Raw genomic sequence first — 16,560 nt, 5'->3', positions numbered from 1 at the left:
AATTGCACTGAAACGCCTAACTCAAAATTTGTGCTAAATCCAAAATAAACCCTGGTAAAACATCCTCTCCACTCAAGCTACTAGGAGATTGTAAAATTTCAACTTCTTTTCCTTGTCGATAAATTTCTACTCGTTGATTTTGCGGATCAATTAGCCAGCCTAGACGCACACCGTTATTCATATACTCCCGCATTTTAAGTTGCAATCTTTCTAGGCTATCTGTAGCAGAGCGCAACTCTACCACAAAATCAGGAGCCATAGGTAAAAACTTGGCAGGATCAGGATTTAAAGCTGCGATTCTTTCTTTTTTTACCCAAGCCGCATCAGGCGATCGCGTTGCACCATTAGGAAGAATGAATCCCGTGGAAGAATCAAAAACTAAGCCAGTACCATCAATATCTGCCCAATTATTCAATCGTTGACTTAAACGACTATTACGATTTCCACTTTCCCATCCCGTAGGCGGCATAACAATGATTTCCCCTTGCGCTGTTCGCTCAAAACGTAAGTCTCGATGATTTTGACAAATTTGAAAAAACTGCTCATCCGTTAACTCAATGACGGGGCTGAGGTCAAGAATCAAAGCAGTCATATTTGTTCCTCAATCTTGATATATAGCAGAAGGCAGGAGGCAGGAGGCACAAGGCAGGAGTAAAAGTTTTACGATTCCCAAATCGTCCTAACATCTCTGATACCAATTCTGTATGAAGATGCACTAAATTAAAGAACGAACCACAAAGGGCGCAAAGGACACAAAGAAAAAAAAGATAAAAGATTAAATGCAGTCTCACATAGAATTGGTATGACTACCGCTATATGTAGCCTAGCATTGACTACTTATTACTAACCTTTAACTTCGGATAAGCAATACGCTTGTGGTGAAATTGCTGCCAAACTTCAACAAAAATTTCAGCAATTTGCTTCATTTCATCCCGCGTTAGTCCAGATTCTTGCAGTTGATTATCTTGCCATCTGGCACGCAAAATATTATTGAGTGTAGTTAAAGCTTGTTCGGGTGTGACTTCTTTGAGCGATCGCAAGGCGGCTTCACAAGCATCTGCTAACATCACAATTCCCGTTTCCCGTGATTGGGGAATGGGGCCATCGTAGCGGAAATCAGCTTCGTCTAATTTGATGCTGGGGTCGGCTTGGGCTTGCTGCTGGGCTTGATGGTAAAAATAAGCAATCAGCATTGTACCTTGGTGTTCGGGAATAAATGCTTGAATTGCCGTGGGTAAAGAATGTTTACGCGCCATAACTAACCCTTCACTAACGTGCTTTTTAATAATTTCGGCACTTTTCCAAGGGTCTTGAATTTCTGTTTCGTGTTTATTCGCCCCCCCCATTTGGTTTTCAATAAAACCTAAAGGGTCGTGCATTTTACCAATATCGTGGTATAAAGTCCCAGCCCTGACTAATTCGACATTACAACCTAATTTTTTCGCCGCCGCTTCTGCTAAGGTGGCGACAAATAAAGTGTGTTGAAAAGTTCCAGGAGTTTCTGTAGCCAGTTTTTTTAATAAGGGACGGTTAGGATTTGCTAGTTCTGCTAACCGAATTGGTGTAACTAAATCAAATAATTTTTCTAAATAAGGGCTTACGCCCAAGGCGATGATACTCCAAGCTAAACCTGATAAAGCAAACAGTCCGGCTGCTTGAAATACCATGTACCAGCCTGTACTAAATGCTGTACCTATCAATAAACTCACAATGAGATAAACACTACCTTGGGTCGCTGCTATCGCTACACCTAATAATGCTAATTCTTCCCGCGATCGCAATTTTTGGGCAATGTAACTACCTAATATTCCTCCAGTTGCACCAGCCACCAAGGCAACTTTACTAACTTCCACACTTGAGGGTATAACTAGCAACAATAACCCTATGACTGTTGCACCTAAAGTCTGTCCATAAAAACTGCCTAGTAGTAAACCAACGGCACTCCAGCTAGTATGAAATATTCCCATTGCGATCACACCAGGGGTACTCAAAGTTAGGAGTAATATTAACAGGCGATCGCGTTGGCGTAAGCGGTACTTATTGCGCCTTTCTACCCAAACAAAAAACCCAATTGCGCCTGTCACCATCGTGGCTACCTTCGCCAGTCCTAGCCAATTATTTTCCCGACGAATTAATTTATACTTTTCTAAAACATCAAATTGCCACTCAGTAATTTTCTGCCCTTTGTTGACAATTATCTGACCTTGGCGCACCGGAACTAAGACGGGTGAAACTCCTTCTGCGGCTTGTTTCGCCTTGAGTTGCGTTTTTTCTTCATCTTTTTTTAAGTTGGGTTCTAAAACTGCCAACAACAACTTAGATGCTAAAGCTTCCGCATCTTTCGGCACAACATACTGCACATGAGTACTGACTGCATTTTGTAAAATTTTATCTGGCAGTCCTTCGGGAATGCCCTGGGTCAAAATGCGATCGGCAATTTGGCTGATTTGTGTGTAAGTGTTTGACCAATCATCATCTGATAAATCTAAGATGACTGTTTCTTGATAAATTATCCCTGGGTTAGTTGTATCTAGTTGTAAAAATTGTGACTTGGCTTGGATATAAGCTTGGCGGATTTGAGATATCTGCTGCACCAAAGAAGCTAAATTTTGGGCTGAGGTGGTGATTCGGTAAGCTTCTAATTCTCCTACAGCTATTTGAAAGTCTTTGTTTTGGGTAATGTTGCTCGGTTGGGGTGACTGAGATGGTATGGGGATGATAGTTATGGGCTGGTTATGCTCGGTAGATGAACCTGTGGCAGATGGAAATAAGGGAAGATATTTAGGAGAGCGAGGTTTTTGGGGAAATCCTAGCGAGAGTTCTAATTTCTGTTTACTCTTGTTTTCGACAGTGACTAATAGTGCTTTCCATTCTGAGTCAGAACAAGCACGGAGATATTGTTGGGTAGGTAAAGATAAAACTGCGGTGTCAAAAAAAGGAAACGGCCCAGCAACAGCACGAAGTTCATTACCTTGGTCGAGAATTTGTTGTAGTTCTTGGTTAATCTTGTTGGTAATCTTGTCATCAACCCTTAAGACTTGTATAGAACTGTTACTAACCTCTTTCCGTTGAGCTTCAGTTTGTTTTTTATCTTCAATGCTGGTGGCGTAAGGTGCTTTAAAAGTTTGTGGTGCGTCGGTTCCTACTTGCAGTTGGGGTTGGTTGTATAGCTTATGACCCAGTACCCCGGTTAACGAAACAACTGCGATCGCAAATACCACAGAAGAACGTTTTTCATGTACCCAGCCTAAACCGACTGCGATCATTCCAGTCTGAGTTTTGAACGATTTTGTCATTGTTCTGGGTACCGTTGGGCGTTTATAAATTTAATTTTATGTAAGTAGTTATATTGATCAAGGCTTAATTAACGTGAGCGAATGACGCGCGGTGCAGCAAATACAGAAACAAAATTTTGTTTGTCCAGCATCACACATCCGTCTAAAGTCAATGGTTTGGGATGTAGGGACAGGTTATATACTCCTGACCACACAGCTAAAAGTGCATCGGTTAATTCTAACATCTGTGGATAATTGACCAGTATCCCAGTAGAGTTATCGGTTGATAAATATAAAACTCGCCACTGTGTAGGAATTCCGGCTGTACTATTGTAGGTTCCCGATAAACCACCTGCGATCGCACCTATTATCGGTGAAGGTAACAATCGATTTGCGCGTAAAACTGTTAAGCGAAAGTCTTCTGGTGTACTGAGAAAGCAATAAAATGCCAATGCGATCGCACTGCTAGTTTTGTCTTTGGTATTTAACTCTGCTTTAGCTGTTTCTAACCCAGCATGTTTAGATAACAAATCATTAACTTGTAATAATTTTTTTGGTAATGATGTTGGTGTGTCGCCAATAAAACTAATAATTTGAGCTATAAGAGTTTGCGGATCTAATTTTTCGGTTAAAGATAAAGCGATCGCGTAGCCTACTGCTAATATTCCATCCCGTACCACTGGATCTTCTCCCCAAAGTTGGTACGTGTGTAGTAAATTATTTCTTAACTTCAGCAAATTGTCATGAAAAAAAAGTGCCACTGGTAAGGCGGCTAAAATAATTTCAGAAGTGGCATGATTATTAAGATAAAAACTAGGCAATTCTTCTTGCTGACGCTGTTTCCAGTCATCCAAATCTAATTTGCCTAGCTTCACCAAACTTTCGGTACCCAGTAGCATTAATTTGCCAATATCTGAGACAGCTTGAGGTGATTTGTCTCCCGACTTAGCTAAATTTGCACCTAATAACGCTCCGAGTATAGTACCTCTAAAGCGGCTGAACAGTGAATAGCGCATATCTCAAGTATGAAGTGTAAAGTGTTAAGCCTGAAATTTCAGCCTTAACAATTTATAGCAGTCGCAGCATAAGTTATACCAAATCGATATGAAGAAGCAGATAATTTGCCAGCGAAGGCAATATGCAGCCTTTTATGGAACTGGTATGAGTAATTTATACCTTGCTAAACTTCATCCTTTCGTAAATGATGCACTAAAGCCTGTAAGCCTAAAAAATAACTTTGTGCGCCAAAACCACTAATTTGACCAATCACTACAGGCGCGATGTAAGAATGATGGCGAAAATCTTCTCGACGGTAAATATTGCTGAGGTGTACTTCAACTGCTGGTAAATTAACTGCTGCGATCGCATCTCTTAGTGCCACACTAGTGTGTGTATACGCCCCAGCATTAATTAAAATCCCCTGGTGTTTACCTAAAGCTTCATGAATCGCATCTACCAAAGCGCCTTCATGATTAGACTGCATGGCAAACACACTTGCTTGCATCTTTGCCGCTTGTTCTTGCAATAAACGGTTAATTTCAGCCAAAGTTACAGCACCATAAATCCCCGGCTCTCGCTGTCCCAGCAAATTTAGGTTTGGCCCATGCAGTACCAAAATGCTTAAAGGTTGCACCAGCAATTGTCAGTCCCTTCAGATTTAACGACGACGGGAGCGTTCATTGACTGGAATCGGAATCAGTTCCGGTTCCGGTTCAGCTTCTGGCCCCAGCAGGGCTTCAATTAGCTTGCGAGCCATTTCTTTCAGCCTTTCCAGTACCTTTTCTATATAGTCCATGAACTGACCGCTCCTGAATTACTAACTACTTTAATTAACAGCTACGCGGAAATTGGCTTATTATTACACGTTTTGCTGCTAACTTGGCTGATTCCCGAATTTCTGATTCTGGGTTAGCCATTTTAAAAGTTGCGAGTTGTGATTTCCCTTACTTTTTAGAGTATCACATCCACAACCTAATGAACTGCATCTCTCTCAAGATGGGTATGTTGTCAAAATAGTCAAGAGTCATTTGTCAATGGTCAATGGTCATTTGTCATGGGAAATTAGTTATGATTTCTAGACTTAATAGACGGCTGTACACTAAGTGCTGAGTGCTGAGTACTGTACACTGGGCGAAGTCGAGGTAAGTCGAAGTGTGAGTACTAATGAGAAATTTCAGCCTGCAAAGGCAGGCTTTATTCCTGTAGCCGCGACTAATCGTTCTGTCTCCCTTGTCTCCCTTGTCTCCCTTGTCTTCCTGTCCCCCTTGTCCCTAAATAAAGAGAGTCACGTAGAAGCCCCTGAACTCAACCTCACTCCTCACCCCTCACTCTTTTTAGCTGTGGTCTTAGATGACTTAGCAGTTGATTTAGCGCGGGTACTAGTTGTTTTAGTAGTTTTGCGGGTAGATTTTTTCCCAGATGAAGCTTTACTGGCTAACAATTCCAGGGCTTGAGATAGGGTCATTTCTTCCACCGACTGTCCTTCAGGAATGCTGACGTTAGTTTTGCCATGCTTGATATAAGGGCCATAAGGGCCATCATATATATTCACTGGTGAATCATCTTCGGGATGGTTCCCTAGTTCCTTTAACGCCGCTTTGGACTTACTGTTAGCCGAACTCCGTCCTTTTTTCGGTTCTGATAATATTTCCAAAGCTCTTTCTAAAGAAACTGTTAAAACATTATCCGCAACTTTTAACGAACGGTAATCTTTGCCTTCTTTGCCTTGGTCGTGAACTACGTAAGGGCCATAGGGGCCGATACTAGCTTGAATTCTGCCTCCTGTCGCTGGGTGGGTTCCCAAAGTCCGAGGAAGTGCTAAAAGACCAACAGCTATTTCTAGAGTGACATTTTCTTTCGGCACGTTTTTGGGAATGGAAGCTTGTTTTGGTTTAGGATTTTCTTCTGTTTTGTCACCTAATTGCACGTAAGGGCCGTAAGTCCCAATTTTGATATAAATCGGCTCACCTGTTTCGGGATGGCGACCGAGTTCGTCGGGGCCTGTGGTTTTTTGCTTGAGTAAAACTTCTACTTGTTTAGGGTCGAGGTCAGCCGGGGTTAAATCTTTGGGAATGGAGGCTGTGACTACAGCATCACCGTTTTCCACTTCGATGTAAGGGCCGTATTTGCCAATGCGGACTTTTGCTGCTAAATTTTCTAGTTCTACGGTTCTAGCTTTAGTCGCATCAATTTGACTTTTCTGTTCTCTAACTAAGGTTTCTAACCCTTTGTCACCTAAATAAAATTCCCGCAGGTAAGGTAGCCAGTTAACTTCACCTTCGGCAATGTCATCTAAGGTTTGCTCCATTTTGGAGGTAAAACTAGGGTCAACAATATCGGGGAAGTGTTTTTCTAATAAGCTGGTGACGGCAAAGGCGGTGAAGGTGGGAATTAAAGCATTATTCACCAATTGGGCATAACCTTTATCGATGATTGTGCCGATAATGCTGGCGTAGGTACTAGGACGACCTATACCTTCACTTTCTAAGGTTTTGACCAAAGTGGCTTCGGTGTATCTGGCTGGGGGTTGGGTTTCGTGACCAACTGCTTCGAGTTCTTTACAGTTTGGATGATCCCCTACTTTCAGGTTAGGCAAGATAATTTCTTGGTCTTCTAGCGCGGCTTCGGGGTCGTCGGAACCTTCGACGTAGGCGCGTAAGTAACCAGGAAAGTCGATGCGTTTTCCAGAGGAACGGAAGCCAGCATCCTCAACCTGTAACTGCACAGTAATTTGGGTTTGGCGGGAGTCAGCCATTTGACAGGCGACGGTACGCTTCCAAATTAAGTCGTAAACAGCGAGTTCTCGACCGCTTAAACCTGTTTCTTGGGGTGTGCGGAAAGTGCTACCGGCTGGGCGGATGGCTTCGTGGGCTTCTTGTGCGCCTTTAGATTTGGTGGTGTATTGCCGGGGTTGGGGGCTGAGATATTGCTTACCGTACAGCTTTTCTACACAATCACGAGCAGCTGCGATCGCCTGATCTGACAAATGCACCGAGTCTGTACGCATATAGGTAATATACCCTTGCTCGTACAAGTTTTGAGCAATCCGCATCGTATCCCGTGCCGACAGCCTCAGTTTCCGGTTCGCTTCTTGTTGCAAGGTGGAGGTAGTAAACGGTGGCGCAGGTTTACGGGTAACTGGCCGTTCCTCCATCTCGGTAACATTCCAGGTTTTGCCTGTTAACCGTTCTTTCAACGCCACAGCATCGGCTTCTGTGAGTAACACCACATTGCGCCCAGCTGCAATTTGTCCTGTGTTGGGGTCAAAATCACTGCCACTGGCAACTTTTGTCCCACCCAAGGTCACTAACTGGGAGGTAAACGGTGCTTTTGCCTGTTCTAAATAGGCTTTTAAATCCCAATATGTCCCTTCATGGAAGGCGCGGCGTTGGCGTTCTTTTTTCACCAATAACCGCACAGCTACAGACTGGACTCGCCCAGCAGATAATCCCCAGGCGATTTTTTCCCATAGCAGGGGCGAGAGTGTATATCCTACCAAACGGTCTAAAATTCGGCGTGTTTCTTGGGCGCGGACTAGTTGTTCATCAATAGTGCGGCAGTTTTTCAAGGCTTTTTTTATCGCCTCTTGGGTGATTTCGTGAAACACCATCCGCTTGGTCGGAACTTTGGGCTTCAGCAATTGGTATAAATGCCAACTGATGCTTTCTCCTTCCCGGTCTTCGTCAGTTGCCAGGATGAGTTCAGTTGCCTCTTTTAAGGCATCTTTGAGCTGAGTAACAACTTTCTTTTTGTCTTTGGGGACAACATACACCGGTTCAAAGTCTGCGTCCACATTTACCCCTAGCTGCGCCCATTTTTCCCCTTTGATGGTCGTGGGGATTTCACTTGCTGACTGGGGGAGGTCACGGACATGACCCATAGACGCTTCTACCCGATAGTCTTTTGGTAGGTAGTTGCGAATGGTACGAGCTTTGGTGGGAGATTCGACGATGACGAGAGTTGACATGGAAATTTCAAAAAAAAGAATAGCTGTCAAGCTAAACAGTCAAATTGAAGCAAGTTCTGTGAAATGTCAAGAGAAAATTCGAGCTTGGGGGCTGTGAATTCATCCTCACACAAACTGCCTGGAAATGCGAAAATTCGCAAAACTTCAGAAGCAGTCTTTCTTAGAGCATAAGATAAAGAAACGTTGGTGGTGAATTTCCAACTATTTCAATCTTTAACTTATCTCAAGCATAATTGGCGACTACCGTTGGCAAAATACTGTTCAAGTGTAGTGGCACGATACTTTTTTTATCAGGGGGTGGGGGTGCAAGGTTGGGTAAAACGATAGGAAAACCCAATCTGACATTCTTTTGCTGCGGTTCTGGCTGGCGTGCTGCGACCTCTGGAATTTTTTAGGTTGTGCCAAAATTAAATCAAAATTGCGATTAAAAGCAAAGTAGGGTTCATTACTGTATAGCTCAAAGTTAAGACTATGAAAGCGATTCGCCAAGGTGATGTTATTTTACTACCTGTGGAGCAGGTTGACGGACAAAAGAAACTTGATTTAATTTTGGCAGAAGGTGAGGTTACAGGACACAAGCATAAAATTAGTGAAGGAGAGGCAGAGTTATATGAAAAGGATGGCACCCTTTATCTGCGTGTTTTATCAGATATAGCATTGTTAACTCATGAAGAACATCAAGCGATTCCTATTCCTCAAGGTAACTGGATAGTTAAAATTCAGCGTGAGTATGAACCGGAAGGTTGGCGATATGTCGCAGATTGAAAAACTCACGCCTGAGCAAGAAGCTTTAATTCCGGTTTATCGAGAGAAGTGGCTTAAAATTGCGCTGTCTACTGAACGGATTGATAGAGGGAAAGCGGCCCAGGCAGTTAAAGAAATATATAAACATATTAATTTAAATGAGCCTGAAATTATTTTTTGTGCTAGTCCTTATGCAGCTTTAATTCATTCATACCACAAACTAAGTGAACAACTTTGTCAAGAATTATGGGTTGATTTTTTAAGTCAAATTTATGAACAGTTAAAGCCTGAACTTCTAACTTATTTGCTGAATGAAGCTAGAGGTAGACTATCAGGACAAATCAATACTATTGGTTGGCAGTTAGATAAGCAAATAGGAGAAACGCTTGATACTGAACTAGTTCTGAATTGCTTAAAAACAGAAGCATTAGCTGTGGATTCTTGTGCGTTTGATTACTGTATTTCTGTTTTGCAATGCCATCACAACCAGAGAGAATGGTCTAATTACGTTTTTTTAGTTCAATCTTGTGGCTGGATTTTTTTGTATAAAAAAGCTTGTATAATATGCGATCGCCCGATTCATATCCGCTTCGATAATCAAAACCGCCTCCACGCCGAAGGTGAACCAGCAATTGAATTTGCTGATGGCTATAGCCTTTACTCTTATCACGGTGTTACCTTACCTGAAAAATACGGTAAGATACATCCTCAACAATGGCAAGCCCAATGGCTATTAACAGAAACCAATGCTGAACTGCGGCGCGTGTTGATTCAAGGTATAGGTTACAGTCGCATTTGCCAAGATTTACAAGCTATTGAATTAGATAATTGGGACGGATATACCCTGTTAAGAATTGATAATGATTTTATTGATATTGAACCAATTTTGTTATTAAAAATGACTTGTCCCAGTACAGGTTTTATTCATGTTTTGCGTGTTCCCCCAAATATGCTGTCAGCCCGTGAAGCAATTCGCTGGGTTAATTGGGGGCTTGAGCCAGATGATTTTATAATAGAAACTTGAAAGATAAGTATGTGGGTGAAAATAAATTCAACTGTGTAATACCAATTATGTCGGAGACGGCGTTTTTAACTCACGAAGAACATCAGGCAATTCCTATCCCTCAAAGTAACTGGATAGTCAAAATTCAGCGTGAGTATGAGCCGGAAGGTTGGCGATATGTTGCTGATTGAAAAACTCACGCCTGAGCAAGAAGCTTTGATTCCGGTTTATCGAGAGAAGTGGCGACAAATTGCTCTTTCTACTGAGCGAATTGATAGAGAGAAAGCGGCTGATGCGGTGAATGCTGTTTATAAAATTTTGGGTTGTGATGAGCCACAGATTGTATTTTTTGATAGTCCTTATGCGGCTTTGGAAGAATTTATTGTGCAATTAGAAAAGTCTATCTTTAATCAAGAAGCTTACATAATTGAAGAAAAAATACTTGTTTCACAAAGAAAAGAAATCAGATTTCAAATAATCAGTAAAAAATTAGCTATTTTGCTTAAACAAGAATTTCTTAGCAAGTTAAGAGATGAGCTATAGCAATCCTACCCCAATTGTGAGAAAATACGTAGACAAAAATCCTTGTTTTATAAGCATTTGAGGCTTATTGAACTCTCATGTATCATTTAGGATTGCTATAGATAAAATATTTGGTGGAATTATCAATAACAGACTAGCTCAAGATTTTGATATTCTTTATGAAGAATTAGATATTAGTGTTTTTGACTTAACATACATAGCACCTGAATCATGGGTAGTTGATGCTAGTTTTATAGATTTTTGTATATCTGAGTTAAATTGTGATTTATCTCAGCAAGATTGGTTAGTTATACAAAACCTAATTAAAAATTGTGGATGGATTTTCCCTGATGAGCATATAGCAATTGTATGCGATCGCCCGATTCACATCCGCTTCGATAACGAAAACCGCCTCCACGCTGAAGGTGAACCAGCAATTGAATTTGCTGATGGCTATAGCCTTTACTCTTATCATGGTGTCACCTTACCTGAAAGATACGGTAAACTTCATCCACAACAATGGCAAGCCCAATGGTTATTAACAGAAACTAATGCAGAACTGCGGCGTGTGTTAATTCAAGGTATGGGTTACAGTCGCATTTGCCAAGATTTACAAGCTATTGAATTAGATAATTGGGCTGGATATACCCTGTTAAGAATTGATAATGATTTTATTGATATTGAACCAGTTTTGTTATTAAAAATGACTTGTCCCAGTACAGGTTTTATTCATGTTTTGCGTGTTCCCCCAAATATGCTGTCAGCCCATGAAGCAATTCGCTGGGTTAATTGGGGGCTTGAGCCAGATGATTTTATAATAGAAACTTGAAAAGTATAAATTTAATAAACCTCTCCCCAACCCCTCTCCGAAGCGGAGAGGGGCTTAAATATCATTGGTTTTTAATGCGAAAATAACCTTTTAAAGCCTCTCTCCTTGCAGGCTACGGTGTACACACAAGTCGAAAATTTGCCGTATGAAACCGTATCTCGCCTTGAACTAAAGTTCCAGGCTTATAGCCAAAGTCTACTGAAGTAGACTGGAATCAATTTTTCTTTGAGTCCTCTTTAGAGGACTTGTGCTATGAGACTCGGAATTTATTCCGAGGCGGGACAGATGCACTTAACCCAGCTTTGTGTGTACACTTTAGCCTTGTAGGAGAGGGGTTTTAAAAATTGTGAAACTCAAGTTAAATTAATCAACAATATAAATCTTGGCAACTGAACCAGAGAATACAGCACAACCTATTAATTTCACACCTTACTACACTCAAAGTTACGGCTCAATTTATTTAGGCGATAGTCTGCAACTAATTAAATTTTTGCCAGAAAGCAGCGTTAACCTGATTTTGACATCGCCGCCGTTTGCGTTGACGCGCAAAAAAAAGTATGGCAATGAGAGTGCAGAAAAGTATATTGAGTGGTTTCTACCCTTTGCGTCGGAATTTAAAAGAGTGCTGGCAGATAACGGCTCATTTGTTTTAGATTTAGGTGGTGCGTATCTTCCTGGTAATCCTGTACGAAGTCTTTATCAATACGAATTGTTGCTGAGGTTGTGTAAGGAAGTGGGCTTTTTTCTGGCACAGGAATTTTATCATTACAACCCAGCAAGACTACCCACCCCGGCTGAGTGGGTAACAATTAGAAGAATCCGGGTAAAAGATGCGGTTAATGTTGTTTGGTGGTTATCAAAAACGGCAAACCCCAAAGCAGATAATCGGAAAGTTTTAAAGCCTTATAGCCAAAGTATGCAGCGATTACTCAAAAATGGTTATGAAGCAAAAATGCGCCCCAGTGGCCATGAAATTTCGGGTAAGTTTCAAAAAGACAATCAAGGTGCAATTCCACCAAATTTATTAGAAATTCCCAACACAGAATCTAATAGTCTTTATTTACGTCGCTGTAAAGCTAAGGGAATTCAGCCCCATCCGGCAAGGTTTCCGCAGGGGTTTGCTGAATTTTTTATCAAGTTTCTAACAGATGAGGGTGATCTGGTTTTAGATCCATTTGCTGGTTCCAACACAACTGGTTTTGTAGCTGAGACTTTAAAACGCCAATGGATTTCTTTTGAAATTAATCAGGATTATGTAACAGGGAGTCGTTTTCGGTTTGTTGAGTAGCCAAATCTATTGAGGATTCAAAGTAAAACTTAATAATTTTACTTAAATCTCTCCATCTACTTGCATTTTATGAACCTGATCTGCCAATTCTTGACGATTTTGATCATCAAGCTTATCGATCGCTAACATCCCCATGAGGATGACTTCTTTGAGAGTTAAACGAGTTGAATGTGCCTGTTTCTGCACAATCTCCTTGATAATCGGACTAACACCGATCGCTGTACTAGCTCTAGCCACAGAACAAATATATAACATTCAAGACACCGCCTAAATCTTAGCATTTCCCTTAAAGTTCTTCTATATATCTGTTATTCGATTTAACTTAACCCAAAAGAATAATTGCTGATTTAAACATAATCTGCTGATTTATAAAGAAGTTTTACGTTGATTTTGAGCTTTTTTTTGCTGTATCTTGCTCACTGACGTAAATTTCACCAATTTTGAGCTAAATTTATCACTCAGTAATTAGCTAGGCGATCGCATCTCCTAGATTTCTCACGAGAGGGAAGGGTGGGAGGTGTGGGAGGTGTGGGAGGCTTTCAAGGGCAGGCTTTTTTTATTAGACAAATTTTTGGGCTTTTAAAACCAAAATTATTGTCTGAACAGTTAAAACTACGTTTCATAATTGAGAATATTCTCAACTATTTATCGAAGGTTTAAAAACCTGCCCTTGAAAGGGGGTGGGAGGATGGTAAAGAAATCTTTCCCCCCACACTCCCCTCTCTCCCCACACTCCCCACATCCGGGTAATGGCATCAGCTTGCCATCAAGCATTAAGATTAACTTACGTATATTTATTTACGTCTAGTTGTTGCTATACTAAGCAAGATTACTGCTAAGTATAGTAAATATATTGAGTGATTAACTCACAGTATAAAGGTTCTGCAAAGAACGAATCTCTACAATTCACTAATTTGCAGATTCACGGAAACGCTCAGGCAAAGCTATGTTAACTACGTAGAAACTTCTATTTTTATAAAAAGTTGCGTTAAAGAGATGATGAATTCCAAATGTAATCTTGTTAAACTGCTTTACAGTACTACTGAGTGTAAATAAAAATAATAACTTAACCAAGAAAAAAATCATCCTGAACACAGGTAGCAAATGCTGTCATAAGGGAAAGTACCAAGTATGAGGAAATACAAAGCGATGAAGCACAATTATCTGTTAGCAGTAGGCTTGTTAACAGGATTGGCAATACCAGTATCGACGCTTTCGCCTCTGTCAAACAGATTGCCAGCAAATTCTAGTTACCTGGGGACAGCAAAACATAATTCACTGTTAATGATAGGTGGAAACAATCTTCCTGCCTTTGACAAGTCTTTACCAGAGTTGAGATATCAAGCTTTACAACATATAAAAAATTCGCACTCAACAGTGAGTGAAAAAATTATCCCTAGTGCGGATATTTCCTCACCAGCTTTAAAGTATTCACAATCAATAGTTGATAATAAAAAAGCTGCAAGTCTTGATGAATCTTTACCAGCAATTAGTGAGCCAGGATTGTTAGCGCCAATCGAGTCACTATTTCATCGCAGTTCAGCATCATCAAATGTACCGTTAACATCTGGATATCAACTTTATTACCAAAGACTAGCGGCTTTAAAGACTGGTCAAATTTATACACGTATGCCTGATGATGCGCCATCTTTTTCCGAATCTAATAAACAACGCCAATTAACTTACGAAGATTGGAAGAGTTTATTAGCTTTAGAAGCCAAAGCTGTGACTAAAGGTCAAGGTAACAATCATTTAAGTATTATGCTTGGGGATTCTTTAAGTTTGTGGTTCCCCCCGCAAAAACTACCTAGTGGCAAACTTTGGCTAAATCAAGGTATATCTGGTGATACTTCTGGCGGAATTTTAAAAAGATTAAGCGCATTTTCCTCTACAAAGCCAGAAGTCATTTACATCATGGCGGGAATTAATGATTTACGCCGAGGGCTAAAAGATGAAGTGATTTTGCAAAATTACCGCCAAATTATCCGCCGTTTGCGAAAGGAACACCCAAAAACTGAGATAATTGTGCAATCAATTTTGCCAGCAAGCTTACCAACAATTTCTAATAGCCGAATTCGGCGGATTAATTTTCAATTGTCCCTAATTGCTCAACAAGAGAAAGCAAATTATTTAAATATTCATGATTGGTTTACCGATTTTGAAGGTAATTTGCGCTTAGAGTTAACCACTGATGGATTACATCTATCCCAGGAGGGATATGATGTTTGGCGTTCCGCACTAGAACAAGTCGAGTACAAGTTGACTCAGCGTGAACAGGAAAAATTGCGATCGCAGTTTTAAAATTTATGGAAATTCATGATACTGATGCTATTGCCATCCGTTCTGTGATTGAAAGTCAATTAGCGGCTTTTCAGCAAGATGATGCTCAAACTGCGTTTACTTTTGCAAGTGCGGGAATTCAAGAACAATTTCAAAGCCCAGAAAACTTTATGCGGATGGTAATGCTAAATTACCCGGCGGTGTATCGTCCTCGTTCGGTGATGTTTGAAAAAATTACTATTATTCAAGACAATATAACTCAACCTGTATTATTGTTGAGTCCTCATGGTACGCCGTTGCGGGCGTTATATTTTATGGAACAGCAACGCGATGATACTTGGAAAATCAACGGTTGCATTTTAGTATCAGTAGAAGCGGAAATTACTTAGATTATTAATTAATAGACAAGGGAGACAAGGGGGACAAGGGAGACAAGGGAGAGAGGTTTGTTGATGATTGAGGATTGCTATAGTCGAGAAATATTTGTCTAGAATAATCATTAGGACTTACGCAAAAACCCTCTTAAATCCTCTTCACTTCGTGTCCTACCCTGCGGGAAGCCGCTATCGCGTCTATGCGCCCTTTGTGGTTCGTTTTTTCATGATTTTGCGTAAGTCCTGATCATCTAGAAATAATTTCTTTTATTCCTACATAGCGTTTCTGACTCTAGTGAGTTACTAGACAAAAATAATTAACCGCCGATGGACGCAGATGGACGCAGATAAATTTGTACATCAGCAGACTAGAAAAGGTTATAGTATTCCGATTTCTGACTTCTGGCTTCTGCCTTCTAAATTTACCTTCAAGACTTGATTTAATTTGCCGCTACGATAACCTTCTAAATCTAAGGTGACGTAGATAAAGCCAAATTCTTGGAATGCGGTAACTACAGTAGCTAAATCAACAGCTAAGACGAAATCTTTAATTTTTTCTGGGGCTAATTCAATGCGGGCGGTGTCACCTTCAGAACGTACACGCAAATTATCCCATCCGAGTTTCCGCAAATAAATTTCGGCTCTACCGACTCTTTGTAATTTAGCTACGGTAATTTCTTCACCGTAAGGAAAGCGGGAACTTAAGCAAGGTTGAGCCGGTTTATCCCACCAAGGTAAACCAAGTTGTTGAGAAAGTTGGCGAACTTCTAATTTAGATACACCAATTTCAGCTAAAGGCGATCGCGCCCCTCGTTCTTTGGCGGCTTGGATTCCTGGGCGATAATCGTGTAAATCATCGGCGTTCACCCCATCCACTACATAGGGGTAGCCTAACTCTACAGCTAATGGTTTGAGTGTGTCGTGTAGTTCGCTTTTGCAAAAATAGCAGCGATTGACAGGATTTGATGTGTAGTTGGGATTTTCCATCTCATTGGTTTGCACAACTTGATGCGTAATCCCAATAGTTGCGGCTTGAATTTTTGCGTCTTCTAATTCTTCTGGTAACAGTGAAGGCGAAACTGCTGTTACAGCCAAAGCGCGATCGCCTAAAACATCATAAGCAATCTTCGCCACTAAAGTACTATCTACACCACCAGAATAGGCAATTAAGGCGCGTTCCATTTCGCCAAATAAGGCTTTGAGTTGCTCTAATTTTTCCGACAATTTCATTTTGAATTCCTGACATTTCCCCACAATTTCCATTGTAGAGGTGTACAGA

At 40.9% G+C, this 16,560-nt stretch carries 16 protein-coding genes; 8 read left to right on the top strand and 8 right to left on the bottom strand.

Going from position 1 to position 16,560, the window contains the following annotated elements; translation table 11 throughout:
* Window positions 1-16: 16 nt before the first annotated feature.
* From H6G28_RS18870 to topA, 6 genes are all read right to left on the bottom strand, one after another.
* Window positions 17-592 (bottom strand): Uma2 family endonuclease, encoded by a 576-nt coding sequence (locus H6G28_RS18870; RefSeq protein WP_190673065.1) that lies wholly within the window; start codon window positions 590-592, stop codon window positions 17-19.
* Between the two features lie 241 nt (window positions 593-833).
* A complete protein-coding gene (locus H6G28_RS18865) occupies window positions 834-3,296 on the bottom strand; it encodes an HD family phosphohydrolase (RefSeq protein WP_190673062.1) in 2,463 nt (820 codons plus the stop codon).
* 68 nt (window positions 3,297-3,364) lie between these two features.
* Window positions 3,365-4,291, bottom strand: coding sequence for an ADP-ribosylglycohydrolase family protein (locus H6G28_RS18860; RefSeq protein WP_190673059.1), 927 nt, complete (start codon window positions 4,289-4,291; stop codon window positions 3,365-3,367).
* A 164-nt stretch (window positions 4,292-4,455) separates the two neighbouring features.
* Window positions 4,456-4,908 carry a type II 3-dehydroquinate dehydratase gene (gene aroQ / locus H6G28_RS18855; protein ID WP_190588925.1) on the bottom strand — a complete coding sequence of 151 codons (453 nt, stop codon included), beginning with the start codon at window positions 4,906-4,908 and terminating at the stop codon, window positions 4,456-4,458.
* Between the two features lie 24 nt (window positions 4,909-4,932).
* Window positions 4,933-5,031, bottom strand: a complete 99-nt coding sequence (locus tag H6G28_RS18850; RefSeq protein ID WP_162491113.1) for a DNA topoisomerase I — start codon at window positions 5,029-5,031, stop codon at window positions 4,933-4,935.
* Window positions 5,032-5,592: 561 nt separating this feature from the next.
* The gene (topA, locus tag H6G28_RS18845) at window positions 5,593-8,241 is read right to left on the bottom strand and encodes a type I DNA topoisomerase (protein ID WP_190588780.1); all 2,649 of its coding nucleotides are present in this window, start codon (window positions 8,239-8,241) and stop codon (window positions 5,593-5,595) included.
* Between the two features lie 471 nt (window positions 8,242-8,712).
* Between topA and H6G28_RS18840 the strand changes: the two genes are divergently transcribed.
* From H6G28_RS18840 to H6G28_RS18815, 6 genes are all read left to right on the top strand, one after another.
* On the top strand, window positions 8,713-9,006 hold the full coding sequence (locus H6G28_RS18840; protein WP_190673056.1) for a DUF8820 family protein: 294 nt from the start codon (window positions 8,713-8,715) through the stop codon (window positions 9,004-9,006).
* The gene (locus tag H6G28_RS18835) at window positions 8,993-10,009 is read left to right on the top strand and encodes a DUF6745 domain-containing protein (protein ID WP_190673054.1); all 1,017 of its coding nucleotides are present in this window, start codon (window positions 8,993-8,995) and stop codon (window positions 10,007-10,009) included. Before H6G28_RS18840 ends, H6G28_RS18835 begins: the two co-directional genes overlap by 14 nt.
* A complete protein-coding gene (locus tag H6G28_RS18830) occupies window positions 10,006-10,179 on the top strand; it encodes a hypothetical protein (RefSeq protein WP_190673237.1) in 174 nt (57 codons plus the stop codon). Before H6G28_RS18835 ends, H6G28_RS18830 begins: the two co-directional genes overlap by 4 nt.
* Window positions 10,166-10,531 (top strand): hypothetical protein, encoded by a 366-nt coding sequence (locus H6G28_RS36430; RefSeq protein ID WP_199332888.1) that lies wholly within the window; start codon window positions 10,166-10,168, stop codon window positions 10,529-10,531. Before H6G28_RS18830 ends, H6G28_RS36430 begins: the two co-directional genes overlap by 14 nt.
* 67 nt (window positions 10,532-10,598) lie before the next feature.
* On the top strand, window positions 10,599-11,339 hold the full coding sequence (locus tag H6G28_RS18820; RefSeq protein ID WP_397329814.1) for a DUF6745 domain-containing protein: 741 nt from the start codon (window positions 10,599-10,601) through the stop codon (window positions 11,337-11,339).
* A 382-nt stretch (window positions 11,340-11,721) separates the two neighbouring features.
* Window positions 11,722-12,627 carry a DNA-methyltransferase gene (locus H6G28_RS18815; RefSeq protein ID WP_190673051.1) on the top strand — a complete coding sequence of 302 codons (906 nt, stop codon included), beginning with the start codon at window positions 11,722-11,724 and terminating at the stop codon, window positions 12,625-12,627.
* A 42-nt stretch (window positions 12,628-12,669) separates the two neighbouring features.
* Here H6G28_RS18815 and H6G28_RS18810 read toward each other — a convergent pair whose 3' ends face one another.
* Window positions 12,670-12,882: a hypothetical protein gene (locus tag H6G28_RS18810; RefSeq protein ID WP_015113380.1), complete on the bottom strand. Its 213-nt coding sequence runs from the start codon at window positions 12,880-12,882 to the stop codon at window positions 12,670-12,672.
* Window positions 12,883-13,776: 894 nt separating this feature from the next.
* On the opposite strand from H6G28_RS18810, the gene H6G28_RS18805 reads away from it, so the two are divergent.
* Complete coding sequence (locus H6G28_RS18805; protein WP_190673048.1) at window positions 13,777-14,928, top strand: SGNH/GDSL hydrolase family protein; 1,152 nt, start codon at window positions 13,777-13,779, stop codon at window positions 14,926-14,928.
* Between the two features lie 5 nt (window positions 14,929-14,933).
* Window positions 14,934-15,296: a DUF4864 domain-containing protein gene (locus tag H6G28_RS18800; RefSeq protein ID WP_190588774.1), complete on the top strand. Its 363-nt coding sequence runs from the start codon at window positions 14,934-14,936 to the stop codon at window positions 15,294-15,296.
* 363 nt (window positions 15,297-15,659) lie between these two features.
* Here the strand turns inward: H6G28_RS18800 and larE are convergent, their stop codons facing one another.
* Entirely contained in the window at window positions 15,660-16,511 is an 852-nt protein-coding gene (gene larE / locus H6G28_RS18795) for an ATP-dependent sacrificial sulfur transferase LarE (RefSeq protein WP_190673045.1), read from the bottom strand.
* Window positions 16,512-16,560: the final 49 nt, after the last annotated feature.

Source organism: Nostoc sp. FACHB-190 (assembly GCF_014696905.1).
Taxonomy (GTDB): domain Bacteria; phylum Cyanobacteriota; class Cyanobacteriia; order Cyanobacteriales; family Nostocaceae; genus Nostoc_B.
The sequence above is the reverse complement of the archived record's forward strand: the minus strand, read 5'-3'. Positions and strand labels throughout refer to the sequence as shown.